Here is a 14429-nt window from a genome sequence, read left to right on the forward strand (position 1 = left end):
GCCTTGCTGCACAGAAGATGGGGGTTGGCCCCTCGAACTCGGGTTGCAGGATCAGGGTTCAAACCACCGGCTGCTGCTTCGGCCCAATGGTCGAGGTGGTGAGCGAGACCGGAAAAGGCAGAGCGAGACTCTGTCAGGTAAGGATCGAGGAGACGAGCGCAAGCGAACCACCGATGAACTGTCGAAAGCGTAGGGAAGACGTCAAAACCAAGGGGTAGTCGTTATCTTGGGATCAGTCTGAGCGATACCTGTTTACGGCTCAGGCGGCGTCCGGCAGGCGAGGTGGCGTGACCTCGGTTCAGGCTTCTGTGCGGAACGTGGGAACCTGTATCGCGATGCCAAGGGAATGGTTCAAGTGGAAGCCCCACAAGAGTCTGAGTACCAATGCGCGATGCAGGGACGGAGCCGTGTGTAGTAGTGACGAAGGCACTGTAATGGTGGCGGAGCGAAGGCACGGCACTGTCCCGCTTGATTGGAAGAACAACCGGAAACGGGAGGACTCTTTTGGGTCAAGCAAAGCCGTATGACATCCCCAAGCGCTGGGTTTGGGAGGCGTACAAACGGGTTAAAGCAAATCGGGGCGCAGCCGGTGAGGACGAGCAGTCGATCGAGGTGTTCGAGGCAGACTTGCAGAGCAATCTGTACAAGCTCTGGAATCGAATGTCTTCGGGCAGCTACTTTCCACCGCCGGTCAAGCGTGTGCAGATCGACAAGCGCGACGGCGGGAAGAGGCCGCTAGGAATTCCTACGGTGTCGGATCGCGTTGCTCAGGCGGTCGTCAAAGGATATCTGGAGCCGGATTTGGAGAAGCACTTTCATCCAGACTGCACGGCGTGGCCGCCACAGCAATCTGCCGTGGTCGCGCTTCCGGGCCATGCTCGCGCGACACCCGCTGCCGACAGCCAAGATCGTCCACCAATATGCCGTCCCGTGGCGAAGCTTACGCGTGAAGAACCGGATGCGGGTAATCCGCTCGTCCGGGTCTGTGAGGGTTGCGCCTTGCAAGCGCGTTGAAGTCTGCCGTCTGAGATGACGGCCGCGGCAAAGCCTAGCGAGCAGCCGCGAACCGAGTCTTGCGTGGCGTCCGGTAACGGCCGTTGCGAAGCGTAGACAGGGAGGTTGTAGGCCGGAATGAAGTGAACGGGAAAATAGCCCCGAAATCGAACGTGATCGGAGTAGCCGACCCTGTCTCTCAAAGGGGAAGGCGGAACCGCAGGCCGCGACAACGCGAGCGGTCAGAGGTGCTCCCGGGGTTCGTACCGCCAGCATGCAATCAAAGGAAGCAGCGTGAACAAGGGAGATCCATCCGGTTCAAGCGCAAGCTTGTAAGACCTGCCAAGCCGCTGAGGTGAGAAGGGTCTGACGACCGGGTGGAAGTCAGACTGACCGATAGTACTCCGAGGACGGGAGAGCCGGCCACATGGGGAAGCGGTCAGCGGTAGTTGAATTGTTCTTGGGCGACATGGGCTCCATTCAACGGGAGTTACGGCCTTCTATGCAAAGAGAAGATCAGCTGACCATGGAAACGAAACTTGAACAAATAGCAGTGAAAGCTCGGCGCGAGACAAATCTTCGCTTCACCTCGTTGGCCCATCACATCACGCGCGACCGAGTGCAAAAGAATCTATTACAGATTCCGAAGCGCTCCGCCGCCGGGGTGGACGGACAGACGGTGGAGGCGGCGAAGGAGAGCTTCGAGGACTGGATAGGGCCAATGCTCCAATCCATCCATCGCCAGGGATATCGGGCGCCGAACATTCGGCGGGTCTATATCCCCAAGCCCGGTAAGACGGAGAAGCGTCCCCTCGGGGTTCCAACTGTCGCCGACCGGGCGCTCCAGCGCAGCACGGCTGAGGTGCTGGCCGCTATTTACGAGCAGGACTTCTTACCCTGCTCGTTCGGCGGCAGGCCGAAGCTCAGCGCCCATCATGCCTTGGCGACCCTCAATGAGGTGATCGCCGGCGGCATGATCAGCTGGGTGTTGGAGGCGGATTTGAAGAACTTCTTCGGGAGTCTCGATCATGATCGGGTCCTCCGGTTTGTCGAACATCGAGTCGGTGATCCGCGCCTGATCAGCTTGATCCGGCGCTGGTTGAAAGCGGGCATCCTGGAAGACGGAGCGGTGCACCCGAGCGAACAAGGAACGCCACAAGGCGGATCGATCAGTGTGCTTTTGAGCAACCTCTACCTTCATTACGTTCTCGACCTCTGGTTCGAACGCGTGGTGAAGGGTCGGTTGCGGGGCGAAGCCCGACTGGTGCGCTATATCGACGACTTTGTGATCTGCTTCCAATATCGATCGGACGCCACCCGCGTACAGGAGGCCTTGCGTCTTCGGTTGGGGAAGTTCGGCCTCACTCTAGAGCCGACCAAGACCAAGTTGGTCGAATTTGGTCGGTTCGCGCAAAGACATGCGGGCAAACGCGGCAGAAACCGCCCGGAAACAATCTACTTTCTGGGGCTGACGCTCTATTGCACGCGAAACCAAAAAGGCAACTTCAAGGTTGGGATGCGCACCGAGAAATCTCGGCTAAAGCGCAGCCTTATGTCTCTGCAGGAGCTGATGCGGCAAATACGGCATTACAAATCAGTGACCAGGCCGATGAAATCAACCTCGTCCTGCGCGGCCACTATGGCTATTACGGCGTCGCCGGAAATCTCCGGAGCCTCGTAAAAGTCTATCGGGCCGTGGAGCGTTACTGGCGCGGAATGCTGCGCAGCCGCAGCTGGGCAGGCCGACGCCTCACTTGGGACGCCTTCAACCAAATCAAAGAACGGACACCGTTGCTGAAGCCTAAGCTGCGCCTCCCTTATCGGGAGCTGCAAGCGCTTGCAGTGCTGTGAACCAACTGTCGAAGAGCGTCGGTGCGGGAAATCCGCACGCCACGTTCTGTGGGAACCGGGGGCGGGCGACCGCCTCCGGTGACCCGGTGCGGGGATGGCAACATCCCCGCCTACTCGGCAGCCAGCCAAGGCGACGCCATCATTGCCGCGATCGGATCGCGCCGGCTTATTTATAGGCGCCATAGCCATCCACCTGCAGGATACCGCGATAACCATTGAGATGGCGGACCGCGCATTCGCCGGCGCGGCTGTCTTCGAAGCGATAAGCCACCATCGGCGGACCGTTGCGGCCAAAGGTTCGGTCATCCCGGGCATAGGCCCATAAGTAGGCCGTCTTGGTCGATCCGGAGCCCGGAGCGAGCGTTGGCAGGGTGGTTTCGTCGGCAAAGTCCCGTTCGGCCTTCTTGACCTCGCTGAAGATTTAGTTGGCCAGGATCTCGAGCTCGAAGCCGATATCTAAAGCGTCTTGAGAAGGCGAAGCGGGTGCAGATGAATCCTGCGCAGTTGATGGCACTGGTGGATGGGATGGATTGGAAGCGGGTCCGGACCGTGGCGGTCAGGCCGCCGGAGATTGTTGGGTAAACGCACTGCGTCGCCGATATCAGGGCCCGCAACGCCGACGCCGATGCGCGCATCGAGCGGCTGACGCAGATCCTAAATTCCTTCGACCGCACCGGTTCGGCCGGCGATCGGAAAAGCTTGGCGCTACGAATGATGACGATGAACAGCAGGCCTTCCTCTTCGAGAAGATTAAGACCGGCATCGTCGACATCGAGGACGAGACCCGCCCCTGCTGCCCGGACGAGTTGCCTCGGATCGGCGGATAGGAGCGAACGGCTAGACCCGGTCCCTGCGCAGTTCCGCATCGTCGTGATCCGGCGTCCCAAATACGCCTGCCTGCTTGCGAGGATGGTGTCATGCAGGCGCCAGCCCCGGCCAGGCTGATCGCGGACGGATAGCCGACCGAGGCCACCGTTGCCCAGATGCGGGACACTGGGGCAGAACGGTTTGTAGTGTGTGCTGGGCAGCGCTTGAGTCATGGTGATTGAAGGCCCCTCGGTGCTCGAATGAGGGGCGCTGTATCCGAAGGCGGGCGTAATTCCTCGCTGGCCAGGAGAGCAAGAAGGTATGGAGAAGTCTAAACGGGCACGAAGGTAGAAAGCCGGACACAGCCAAGACGGACCTGAAGCCATTTGCTCAGAGTGCCCCGGAGGGCAGGGTGTCAGGAGTGATTCTGAATCCAAAGGGTCTGAGGAGAAGTATCAGGCTGTAATCAATGGGGCCACCCCGATGGTGAACAGGTCGGCCGAAGATAGGGCAAGGTCGAGCCCCCATTATGGGGACGAAGGCGTTACTCATTCACCCATCGTACCAAGGTGTTTGCTGGCGGCACGTACGGAAGATTCATGTGTGTCTCCAGGAGACCTGTTGGTGTTCTGGTTTTTTAACCAGGTAAGCGACCCTATATGGGCGCCTCCTCCGACCCGAGAGGGATGCAAGCGCCGTAATGGCGGTGCCGACGCTCCGCGTCGCCGTCCAATTCTCGAAGCTGTTGCCAGCCAGGGAAATGGCCAACGATCAGGCCTACTCCATCGGAAACGGCGCGCGATCAAGCCGGACCTGCGCGGACCAATGCTCAGAACGCCGCGCGCGATCATTTCATTTCGGAGCCGGCGCGTCATCAAATTAGAACGGTGCGTGCGACGACGTTGGAATCGCCAAGCAGGCGCTTGTCTTTGAGGAGATCTAGATCGGCATCGGACGCAAGGTGCGACGCAATTTTCACCGACCCGGAGAATTGCATCCTGAAGCCACGGACGTTCACATCCAGGGCTACAATGCCCAGGCAGCGGCCGCCCATCAGATCATCGTGGCTTAGACGCTGATTAGTTCCTCCAGCGATCAGGACTGCGCCATCGTTCGACGGATCAGCGCCAATCTGGGACCAAAGTGCTGCCCGACTCCGACTACTATTCCGCTCGCAATCTTCGCACGATTAAGCGGTGGCGCATCAAGGGCTACATGCCACAGAAGCACGGCACCACGTCCGTCACCGCGACAAAGACTTCAAGAGATGGGTCACTGATCGCCAGGATGACCGCCAAGCTCAAGCGCGCCGACTACCGGACAGGCTCCAAGCGGTTGTCAAGCATTGGCCCCGTGGAGGGATACATGAGCCATCGCACGGACGCCATGATGCTACCTGCGGCTACGGAACTTCAATTGCCGCGCTATTGTGGGTGGTGCCAGCAGGATGCCTTGCCCGAGGTTGTCATGCGCGTGCTTGGCATCTCGTGCTTCAGCAGCGCAGCTCGGTCGCATCGGTGCCGCATCAGGCGCACCGCGTTGCCGTCGCTCATTTCAGTGCCAGGCTGTTCATCGCGCGGTAACATGTCGGTCTATTGGTTCACCAGCCGGGACCACAAGCTGGATGGAATGGTGATCGGCACTCTAACAACCAGCACGCGGCGCCGCCACATCGATTGCGAGCGCTTTGTGATGAACAGTGCGAAGCTGCCGTGGATACAGCCGACATAATCTCGATCGCGTCGGCGCACCACCTTAGCCAACTCGACGCACAGCAGGTTGCGATGGATAGAAAACATCCAATTTTTGCAGTGTTTCACTGATTAAAAGGCCGTTTATGCGGTTTTTGAGCGTCGAGTTACCTGTACGTTTTGACCTTGCTAGGCTGCTTGAGAAGCTGCGCGCCCTACGAACTTCAGAAGGATGCGAACGCCTGAAGGCGTAAGTGCCGAAACGAGAGGAGGCAACTATGGAGTTCAGACGCAGAGGATTCCTTCAAGGAGCGGCCGCGCTGGGTGTCGCTGCCACGTCGTTGCCCTTGGTGCCTAAGGCTCACGCGAAGGAGCAGCTCACGGCGTATGAATTTGCATTGTACATGCCAGCGGCGAAGAAGATAGCGGCAAAGTGGGATAAGGCGGACATCACCTGGGAGCCGTCCGGCGCGGGAGGCGCGGCCCTCCTTGGCAAGATCAAGGCCACCTGGCCCAACTCGCCCTATGATCTGGTCGACAACTGGACGTTGGTCTTTAAGTCTATGATCAAGGAGGGATGGGCGGAAACAATTACCTTGGCCGATGTGCCGAATTTGGCGGACGTGCCGGAACGATTCCTGACCAAGGATGATAACGGCAACATCAAGAGCATCCCGCGCTCGATGGACGGGGCGTTCTTCGCCGTGCGCACCGATCGTTGTCCTATTGAGATCAGGACTATCGAGGATTTGATGAATCCGAAACTGAAGGGGCAGATCTGCTGGCCCGCCGCGACTTCCTACACGTGTGCGCCCCTTGTGATGCTCGCGCTAGCGCGCGGCGGGAGCGAGTTTAATCTCGATCCGGGCTGGAAGTTTCTCGAGGATTTGGCCAAGTCTGGCAATATCGGTCGCATCTATGGGGGGGGTATCGAGGGCGTGAACTCGATCACGACAGGTGAGACTAGCATCATCTATTGGTCGAACAGCATGAACGCCTCCGCGGTCACCAAAAACGTGCCCATGAGGGCGCTTACAAAGTCGGATCCGTCGCTAAAGGCGATTCTTTATACCGAGGGCTGGGTGATCATGGCGAACTCGAAGAAGAAGCAGGCTGCCATGGAGTTCGCCAATTTCACGGTGAGCAAGGAAAACTCCGAGCTGCTCTACCAAGACGTCGTCGCCATTCCGGCCAACGAGAGGGTGAAGCCGAAAGCGAACACTGCTCCCATCCAGTTCACGCACCAAGAGTTCAACACCTTCGCCTATTTGCCGGACTATGGCCATATGTCAACGCAATTGGACGCCTGGGTGAGGAAGTTCGAGCGAGACATCACCCCTAAGATCTAAAGTGGCATGAGCTGGATCGAATCGATTCAAGATCAGCTTGTTTTTGATTCAGCATGCTGGGAAGGAGTCTGGCATGGATGGGGAAGCCTTTTCTCGATCTTGGAGGCTCGGAGCATCGCCGCGGGTCCCATTGCCCCGCTGCATCCTGCCGACGGGTGACCATCCCTGGTTTTTGTACGAGGTCGGCTGATCGCCGGAGGACGACTATTCAATCTCCTCCTGTACGTTCACGATGGCTGCGGATCGTCGTCGTGTCTCCGTACGCGTCGTCGAGTCGTCACTTGTCCAAAGGCGTTTATCACGAATTCTTTGTTTATTCATCGTTCGGAAGTTTGAGGCCATGATTTTAACGAGGAATTTGCGTTGACATGAAGACACCTCCTTCGCCGCATTTTGCTCCCGTGGACCTAAAACGCTATTACAATGCGAGACGCCGGGAGATCGACGCGGAGTTTGGTCAAAAGCGGGGCGGCAACGATTGGAGCACAAACCTGAAAGGACTCCAGACGTTTCGCGGCATACCATTTCTTCTCGGCAACGACACTGGCCCTGACCTTCTAGTTTTGCGCCCTCAAGACAATCCGATCATTATTGAGCTGCCACCGGCGCCGGCCACCTATGTGCTATTTGTTCAGGCAGCTTCCGACCGTTCACCGACCACGCCCCATGGCTTCGGGCGGATCGGGCCTATACGTCACAGCTCTCTTCCCAGTGAAAGCACTGAACTTGGCGATCTGGTGTCCACTTACGCGCTCCGATATGCCGATGGCAGCGAGAGCGATGTGCCGGTACTACGGCGGTTCGCCATTCAACAAAGGCATATTTCCTGGGGCGCTCTTCCGTTCGGAGCTGTACCGGCACGGGGCCCGAGCGTCTATGCGACCCATGGCGAAGACCTTGCACTCGAGCGCGCGCCAAGCTTAAGCTTCGGTTACGCGGAGATGCGCACCCTTTCGGGGCGCATCAGCGGTACTGAAGGCGAGAACCTTTGGCTTTACGCGCTGCCAAATCCGTGTCCACATAAGGTGATCACGGACCTGCTGCTGCGCGCGGAAAACGAGATTTCACTGATCTATGCGGTAAGCACGACCAACCTCGCCGAGCATCCCTTGCGCCTTCAAGGCCGCCGCAAGCTGAGAATGCGCCTGCCGTCCGGCGTTGATCTCAATGCCTTGGGAGAGCTTGATACTGATGACCGCGGCGATCAGATTGGTATCGATCTCGGAACCGTTATTTCCGCTCGGGCCGTGCTCGAATATTCTCGGTCCGATTGGCTAAGCGACTTACATGATGCCCAGCCGGTGCCGTCCGATACCGAGGTCATAGTTGAATATTCCGCTCATCCCGACGCACGACTTTACCTTCGGTCCCAAGACCGTAGCCTGCTCATGTGGGAGCTTCGTTCATTGGAATCCGCTCGCGTGCCCGCCGCATCTGCGCTGGAAGCCATAGCCATCGAGCCGGCCACGCGGCCCGTGAAGTTTCGGATCGTCGAGAAAGGCACGGACCGACTCGTTGCCGCGCGCTTGCATATTCATGGTTCGCACGGCGAATACCTTCCACCGAAGGGACATCATCGAAAGGTCAATACCGGCTGGTTCGAGGATTATTCTGCCGAACTTGCCAACGGCCTCAATCATTATGCTTATGTGGATGGAGATTGCATCGTCGATCTTCCGTTCGGCCCCGTCTTCGTTGAAATAACTCGAGGCTTTGAGATGCGCCCGATGCGACGCATCGTTGACATCGACGCTCACACCGAAACCCTCAATTTCGAGCTGGAAAAAGTGCTGCGCTGGCCGTGAGCAAGGCTGGGTGAGTTCCGACACGCACGTCCATTTCCTAAGCCCGCAAACGGCTCTTCTCGAGGGGCGGGCGGAAGGGGTGAACGTTGTCAATTTGCTCGCGTCCCAATGGGGCGAAATGTTCAGCAACATTGGCGACTTCGACGGAAGGACAACGCTGGGGGCGAAGGATTTCGGCGGCGACGGCGAGTTCTTAGTTCGAGTCGGGACCGAGAACCGGATGCAGGTGCTCGGACACATCTCACTTCTTGGGTATGAGGGCAAGATCATCCATCCGCTATGTACCGGCGGACCCGACGAAGCGGCGATCGGCGACGCTCTGGAAACCACGATGGCCGAATGGGCGGAGCGTTGCCGCCAGCAAGGTGGGCTCGTCGTGTTGCCGCACGCGCCGAACCCCCAGGCCGAGCGTGCGGCGGATATCGTTCTTGGAGTGGTCGACGCGATCGAGATGTCAACCTTAAATCCGAGAGAGGCTCAGATTAGTGCATTCGGTCTTGCAGATTGGTACCGGTACCTCAATATCGGCTATCACTTGCCGCTCGTCGCAGGTTCCGACAAGATGAGCGCCGCCATGCTGCTAGGGGGTGTTCGAACTTATGCGCAGTTGGGAGCACGCGAGTTCACCTATCGGAACTGGATGGATTCCGTACGGACCGGCGACACGTTCATTACTGTCGGACCCCTCGTCAGCATGGCCGTCGAAGGGCAGCGCCCCGGAAGCAAGATCAAGCTTCCTCCCGGCGGCGCCACTATTACTGTCAATTGGCGCATTGAATCAGTCAGTGTGCCGACGAAGCGCGTGGAGATCATTCGTAACGGCGTGGTCGCCGTGGAAACGCGTTACGAGAGCTTGTCGTGCCAGGGTCACAGCTCGTTATGGATCACGGAATCTTGCTGGCTGGCGGTCCGCGTTCGCGGCAGTGTCGCCGGCCGTGATGACGATATATCCGCGCATACCAGCGCCGTCATTGTCGAGGTTGGAGACAGCCCGATCTTCGCGACCTCAGACGCCGTGGCAGTTCTTGCGCAGATCGAAGGGACGATCGCCTATTTGGATACGCTGGCTCCGCGATCGGGCGAAGCCCGGCATGCACGCTTAAGGGCTGCCATGGAGCTTGCTCATCATCGTTTGCATCACCGGCTGCACCACCTCGGCGTCAGTCACGCTCATGCTCCGGTTCACTCGGTCCACATAGAACGCGAACATTAAATCCGTTCGCATGACAGAGTGGCCATTCTGTGCCACATGGAGGCACATGGCCCTCAAGCGGTTCATGATCGATGACCGAATTCGAGATCGACTCCAACATCGTCCAGCGGGCAATAAGACTGCAAATAATTTCGAGGAGAAATGCGCTCCTCGCCGATATGTGGCGGTCGGACCCGAGCCACCATTGCCGCGCTTCTTCATCTCCAAACATGAATAAAGTTGATCCGCACGCGTGGCCCCAGACTATCGCGCTGGGCTGGCACCATCTCTCAGATCGTTTCTCATGCTTGGCACTTCAGGGCCCGAACGGCTTCAGCTTGGCGTTTACAAATCGACCTCCTACAGCTGCCGCTGTGTGGGCTAGCGAATGAACAGGGGAGCCCCTCACTGTCTCGGGCCCATTCGTCTACACAGCTCTCTGATTGCTTGCCCGGACCGGCGGGTGATCGTCCGGTTTGCTCGCGTTTCACGGGAGCGCTCGATGAAAAAGCGCGAAACGTTCCCTGAGCCTGGGACGTACAACGCGAGCCTTCTCAATTCTCGGAAGACTCAATTGGAACTGCAAAGCCCACTTTCACGCGGTCGACTATAACCATCGTTTTGAAACCCTTGATATTTGGATTCTCATAGAAGAAGCGACGCGTGAACTGCTCATAATCGTCCATGGTCCGTGCAGTGACGTATAGGACAAAGTCAGCGTCGCCAGTGACATAGAATCCATTTACAACTTCACTTGACGATTTAATGGCTTTTTTGAATCGATCGATTATGTCTGTGCGCTCCCGTTCCAGACTGACTAGCACGAGCATCTGAAGAGGTCTGCCGACCGCTCTTGGAGAAACGATCGAAACGTCAGCCTCGATGATTCCTTCCGATCGGAGCCGCTTCAGCCGACGTTGGCATGCGGTGGCCGACAGCCCCGCCATTTCGCCGATTACCTCCGACGTTAGACGATTGTTTTTTTGGACAATCTCAAGGATGCGGGCATCTATCCGATCATACTGCATAGTCAGCTCCAGCCTCCAGTTGAATCGCAGCGCCAAATGCCTGAGCAATGCAGGAAAATCCTACAAACGACAGGAGATACGACGCAAATAAAGTGTGCCACATCAGTATCCTGAATGCATAGGCATTTCAACTAATCGCCGGACTAGCATGGTCTTTCAAAACGTTAGTCAGTCGTTTTCCTCCTCGTGGCAAGGAGCAAGCCTGCGTGCAGCGAATTTCGCGGCGCCGTCGCGCTTGGCCGCGCCACTGCAGATGTGCTCGGGAAGCTTCCTTTTGGGCGTGGGAACGACGCTCTCGCGGTCTTCAATCGTTGGGGCGATTGAGCCGTCAATCTCTATGCTTCACATCCCGATCGGTCCGTGCAACGCGCCAGCCTGCTTGAATGCGGCCTGCATGCGGCCAGAGCTGTTCGTCCTTGTCCCTCTGAGTGGATGGAGGCGGCGGACGTTGTCCGCGAGAAGTCGAAGTGTAGCCTAGTTGAGGATCTCGAGCGCAAACAGGAGTGCTGTGCAAACCGTGCAGCTTGGAAAAGAGTGGTGAAAAATGGCCATTGATATCAAGGAAATTGGCAAAAAAGACAGAAATAGCGTTCTGCATCCCTTCACGCAGCTCAAGGACTTTGCGACCGGCAAGCTTGGAGGGCCGGTCATCGTTGATACAGGCAAGGGCATCCGTATCCAGGATGCTAGCGGCAACCGGCTGATCGATGGCTTTGCCGGCATGTACTGCGTCAATGTTGGTTATGGTCGAACGGAAGTTGCCGAGGCGATCTCGCGGCAGGCCTATCGTCTGGCGTACTATCACTGCTACGCAGCGCACACGACCGACGAGCTCGCGATTCTCTCAGACCGTCTCGTCAAGATGGCGCCAGGAAAGATGAGCAAGGTCTTCTACGGCATGTCGGGTTCCGATGCCAATGAGACGCAGGCAAAGCTGGTATGGTACTACAACAATCTCCGAGGGAAACCGAAGAAGAAAAAGATTATCGCGCGCGAGCGTGGATATCACGGCTGCAGCGTCCTTTCCGGTTCGATGACCGGTATGAGCTTTTACCACGACCACATGGATCTCCCGCTGCCACAAATCGTACGCACCGGCGTTCCGCATCACTACTGGGGTGCCATTCCTGACGAAACCGAGTGCGAATTCTCCGCGCGGCGCGCCGTTGAGCTTGACCTACTCATCGAGCGCCTCGGTTCGGACACCGTGGGCGCCTTCATCGCTGAGCCGGTGCTTGGCACAGGCGGTATCACTCCGCCTCCGGAGGGCTACTGGACGGCGATCCAGGCTGTACTCAAGAAGCACGACGTTCTGCTAATTGCCGACGAAGTCATCACCGGTTTCGGCCGCACTGGCTCGATGTTCGGTTCGCAGCACTACGGAATTGAACCTGACCTGATCACGATCGCTAAGGGGCTGACTTCAGGTTACTTCCCGCTTTCCGCTGCGATCGTTGGGCAGAAGGTATACCAAGCCCTGGAAGATGGTGCTGACAAGGTTGGCGCTTTTTCACACGGCTACACCTATTCGGGGCATCCGATTGGGGCCGCTACGGCAAACGCCGTTCTCGATATCGTGGAACGGGAGAACCTTCCTGCCAACGCCCGCGAAGTCGGTGCCCACTTCCAAGCGCAACTCAAGGAGAAATTCGCGCAGTTGCCGATCGTGGGTGAAGTCCGCGGAGTTGGCCTGATGGGAGCAATCGAGTTCGTGGCCGACCGCGACAGCAAGAGGCGATTCGATCCATCCCTTAAGGTTGGTGCTCGTATTTCGATGGCTGCTCGGGATCGAGGCCTGATAGCGCGCCCCCTGCCGCATGGTGACATTCTCGGCTTCGCTCCGCCGCTCGTGACCACCAAGTCCGAAATCGATGAAATCGTTTCAATCGCCGAAAGTGCCGTCCGGTCTGTAATGGACGAACTCGTGAGCGGTGGCGAAAAAATCTGAAGAATGATGGCCGCTGCGGCTCGATCGCTGAAAGAGCGTTGGGCGAGCAATATCCTTTCCTTCGGGCGTCTATAGTCGTTGTCTCGTCATGGCAATGCGGCCGGTCAATGCCCGAGCCAAGAGTGGGATAATCCACTTGTTCCTGCCCAAACATAGCCTGGGCCTGGAATGGGCTAAACGGCACAAGACTTCGAATGGCGGAGCGACGATCCACGTATGTCTGACACTAACTACAAACTCTTTATCAACGGAACGTGGCGCTCGGGCGGAAACGGTACCGATCTGCCTCTTGTCAATCCGGCGACCGGGCAGGAATTTGGGCGTGTGGCCGTCGCCTCCGCGTCAGATCTCAATGATTGTTTGTCGTCTGCGCAGGCTGCTCTGCTGCAATGGTCTAATACACCAGCCGCCGAGCGGGGCACGGTTCTCGTTCGCGCCGCCCGGATGTTGAAGGAAAAAATTGACGTTGCAGCGGCGGCGCTTTCTAGGGAACAAGGCAAGACCTTGGCCGAGGCGAGGGGCGAGTGTGCGCGCGCGCTTGAAATGCTCGAGTGGAATGGTGCTCAGGCAACGAAGTTGTCGGCTCCCTTTTCAATAGATGAAAACAGGGTGATCGTACCCGAAGCGATTGGCGTCGTGGCTGCATTCACACCGTGGAACTATCCGGCCGTCCTCAACGCGCGAAAACTTGGCGCGTGTGTCACAGCCGGCTGTGCGGTGATCCTGAAGGCAGCAGAGGAAACGCCAAGCGCCGGGGTCTATATGGTGCAAGCCTTGCAAGAAGCGGGTATTCCGCCGGGCGTTGTCAGTCTGGTCTTCGGAGATCCGCCAATGATCTCGGAACATCTGCTTGGTTCGCCTGTTGTCCGAGCTGTGTCCTTTACAGGCTCTACGCCGGTTGGCAAACAACTTGCGAAGATTGCCGCGAGCAATCTGCAGCGATGCGTTCTAGAACTCGGTGGCCACTCCCCCGTTGTCGTCTTTGAAGACGCGGACCTCTCGAAGACCGTTCCCGCAATATCCGAATACAAGTTTGAGTGTGCAGGTCAAAGCTGCAACGCACCCAGCCGCATTCTAGTCGCGAGATCGATTTACAAGGACTTTCTGGAGCGGCTTGTTCGAGCGACAGAAAAAATCAGAGTCGGTGCCCCCGACGATCCGGAGACGGACATGGGGCCAATGGCGAATGCAAGACGCGTCGACGCCATGGAACGCCTGACGAAGGATGCTGTCGATCGTGGAGCTCGGGTCGAAACTGGCGGCAAACGAGTTGATCGACCGGGATTTTATTGGGCGCCTACAATCCTTAGTAACGTCCACCCTGAATCTCACGTGCTTCGCGAAGAGCCATTCGGTCCAATTCTTACAGTAGCCTCCTTCAGTACGATCGAAGAGGCGATTGAGAAAGCGAACGCGACCGAATATGGCCTTGCGTCCTATTTCTTCACTGAGTCTACCGACATTCAGAAGCGGATGATACGCAGCCTTTCGGCGGGTGCTGTGAGCATCAACCATCTTAAGGGCGTCTCTGCCGATGCACCAAATGCCGGAATTAAGCAGAGCGGGTATGGTTACGAGGGCGGTGTAGAAGGGGTGAGGGCGTTCCAGAGTCTAAAGCTCGTCAACAGCATCAAGGCTGTAGACGTCGGTTGAGGGCTATCATCCCGGCGCGGATCGCCTACCCAAGCAGCTCCCTCATGAAAGCCGCCGCCGGCTCGGGTACGCATCAGTATTAAACCGTTTCTCAGCGCGAAATATGGCTCGC

Annotated in this window: 9 protein-coding genes and 3 pseudogenes; 9 read left to right on the plus strand and 3 right to left on the minus strand. The window is 57.7% G+C overall.

The window, feature by feature from the left end; all coding sequences use genetic code 11:
- Nucleotides 1-504: 504 nt before the first annotated feature.
- Nucleotides 505-867: pseudogene (locus tag ACVMB1_RS01195) on the plus strand (group II intron reverse transcriptase/maturase); the annotation flags it as partial.
- A gap of 652 nt (nucleotides 868-1519) precedes the next feature.
- Nucleotides 1520-2674, plus strand: coding sequence for a reverse transcriptase domain-containing protein (locus ACVMB1_RS01200; protein WP_456848051.1), 1155 nt, complete (start codon nucleotides 1520-1522; stop codon nucleotides 2672-2674).
- Between the two features lie 287 nt (nucleotides 2675-2961).
- Here ACVMB1_RS01200 and ACVMB1_RS01205 read toward each other — a convergent pair.
- Nucleotides 2962-3298, minus strand: a pseudogene (locus ACVMB1_RS01205) (IS66 family transposase); the annotation flags it as partial.
- Nucleotides 3299-3605: 307 nt separating this feature from the next.
- Here ACVMB1_RS01205 and ACVMB1_RS01210 point away from each other — a divergent pair.
- Nucleotides 3606-3800, plus strand: a pseudogene (locus tag ACVMB1_RS01210) (IS66 family transposase zinc-finger binding domain-containing protein); the annotation flags it as partial.
- A gap of 725 nt (nucleotides 3801-4525) precedes the next feature.
- Here the strand turns inward: ACVMB1_RS01210 and ACVMB1_RS01215 are convergent.
- The gene (locus tag ACVMB1_RS01215; RefSeq protein ID WP_456848053.1) at nucleotides 4526-4705 is read right to left on the minus strand and encodes a hypothetical protein; all 180 of its coding nucleotides are present in this window, start codon (nucleotides 4703-4705) and stop codon (nucleotides 4526-4528) included.
- An 89-nt stretch (nucleotides 4706-4794) separates the two neighbouring features.
- Here ACVMB1_RS01215 and ACVMB1_RS01220 point away from each other — a divergent pair, with 89 nt between their 5' ends.
- From ACVMB1_RS01220 to ACVMB1_RS01235, 4 genes are all read left to right on the plus strand, one after another.
- Nucleotides 4795-5382: a hypothetical protein gene (locus tag ACVMB1_RS01220; protein ID WP_456848055.1), complete on the plus strand. Its 588-nt coding sequence runs from the start codon at nucleotides 4795-4797 to the stop codon at nucleotides 5380-5382.
- Between the two features lie 238 nt (nucleotides 5383-5620).
- Complete coding sequence (locus tag ACVMB1_RS01225; RefSeq protein ID WP_456848057.1) at nucleotides 5621-6691, plus strand: ABC transporter substrate-binding protein; 1071 nt, start codon at nucleotides 5621-5623, stop codon at nucleotides 6689-6691.
- 368 nt (nucleotides 6692-7059) lie between these two features.
- Nucleotides 7060-8496 carry a hypothetical protein gene (locus ACVMB1_RS01230; RefSeq protein WP_456848059.1) on the plus strand — a complete coding sequence of 479 codons (1437 nt, stop codon included), beginning with the start codon at nucleotides 7060-7062 and terminating at the stop codon, nucleotides 8494-8496.
- A 10-nt stretch (nucleotides 8497-8506) separates the two neighbouring features.
- Entirely contained in the window at nucleotides 8507-9709 is a 1203-nt protein-coding gene (locus ACVMB1_RS01235) for a CehA/McbA family metallohydrolase (protein ID WP_456848061.1), read from the plus strand.
- 533 nt (nucleotides 9710-10242) lie between these two features.
- On the opposite strand, the gene ACVMB1_RS01240 is transcribed toward ACVMB1_RS01235, so the two are convergent.
- Nucleotides 10243-10716: an Lrp/AsnC family transcriptional regulator gene (locus ACVMB1_RS01240; protein ID WP_456848063.1), complete on the minus strand. Its 474-nt coding sequence runs from the start codon at nucleotides 10714-10716 to the stop codon at nucleotides 10243-10245.
- Nucleotides 10717-11260: 544 nt separating this feature from the next.
- Here ACVMB1_RS01240 and ACVMB1_RS01245 point away from each other — a divergent pair.
- Entirely contained in the window at nucleotides 11261-12664 is a 1404-nt protein-coding gene (locus ACVMB1_RS01245) for an aminotransferase (RefSeq protein WP_456848065.1), read from the plus strand.
- 216 nt (nucleotides 12665-12880) lie between these two features.
- Entirely contained in the window at nucleotides 12881-14317 is a 1437-nt protein-coding gene (locus tag ACVMB1_RS01250) for an NAD-dependent succinate-semialdehyde dehydrogenase (RefSeq protein WP_456848067.1), read from the plus strand.
- The last annotated feature ends 112 nt before the right edge of the window (nucleotides 14318-14429 follow it).

This window comes from Bradyrhizobium sp. USDA 4504 (assembly GCF_054063995.1).

Excerpts from the sequence above, each read along its gene's own strand:
- ACVMB1_RS01200 (WP_456848051.1), top strand. The coding sequence starts at position 1,520 with ATGGAAACGAAACTTGAACAAATAGCAGTGAAAGCTCGGCGCGAGACA.
- ACVMB1_RS01225 (WP_456848057.1), top strand. The coding sequence starts at position 5,621 with ATGGAGTTCAGACGCAGAGGATTCCTTCAAGGAGCGGCCGCGCTGGGT.
- ACVMB1_RS01230 (WP_456848059.1), top strand. The coding sequence starts at position 7,060 with ATGAAGACACCTCCTTCGCCGCATTTTGCTCCCGTGGACCTAAAACGC.
- ACVMB1_RS01250 (WP_456848067.1), top strand. The coding sequence starts at position 12,881 with ATGTCTGACACTAACTACAAACTCTTTATCAACGGAACGTGGCGCTCG.
- ACVMB1_RS01245 (WP_456848065.1), top strand. The coding sequence starts at position 11,261 with ATGGCCATTGATATCAAGGAAATTGGCAAAAAAGACAGAAATAGCGTT.
- ACVMB1_RS01215 (WP_456848053.1), bottom strand. The coding sequence starts at position 4,705 with ATGGGCGGCCGCTGCCTGGGCATTGTAGCCCTGGATGTGAACGTCCGT.
- ACVMB1_RS01240 (WP_456848063.1), bottom strand. The coding sequence starts at position 10,716 with ATGCAGTATGATCGGATAGATGCCCGCATCCTTGAGATTGTCCAAAAA.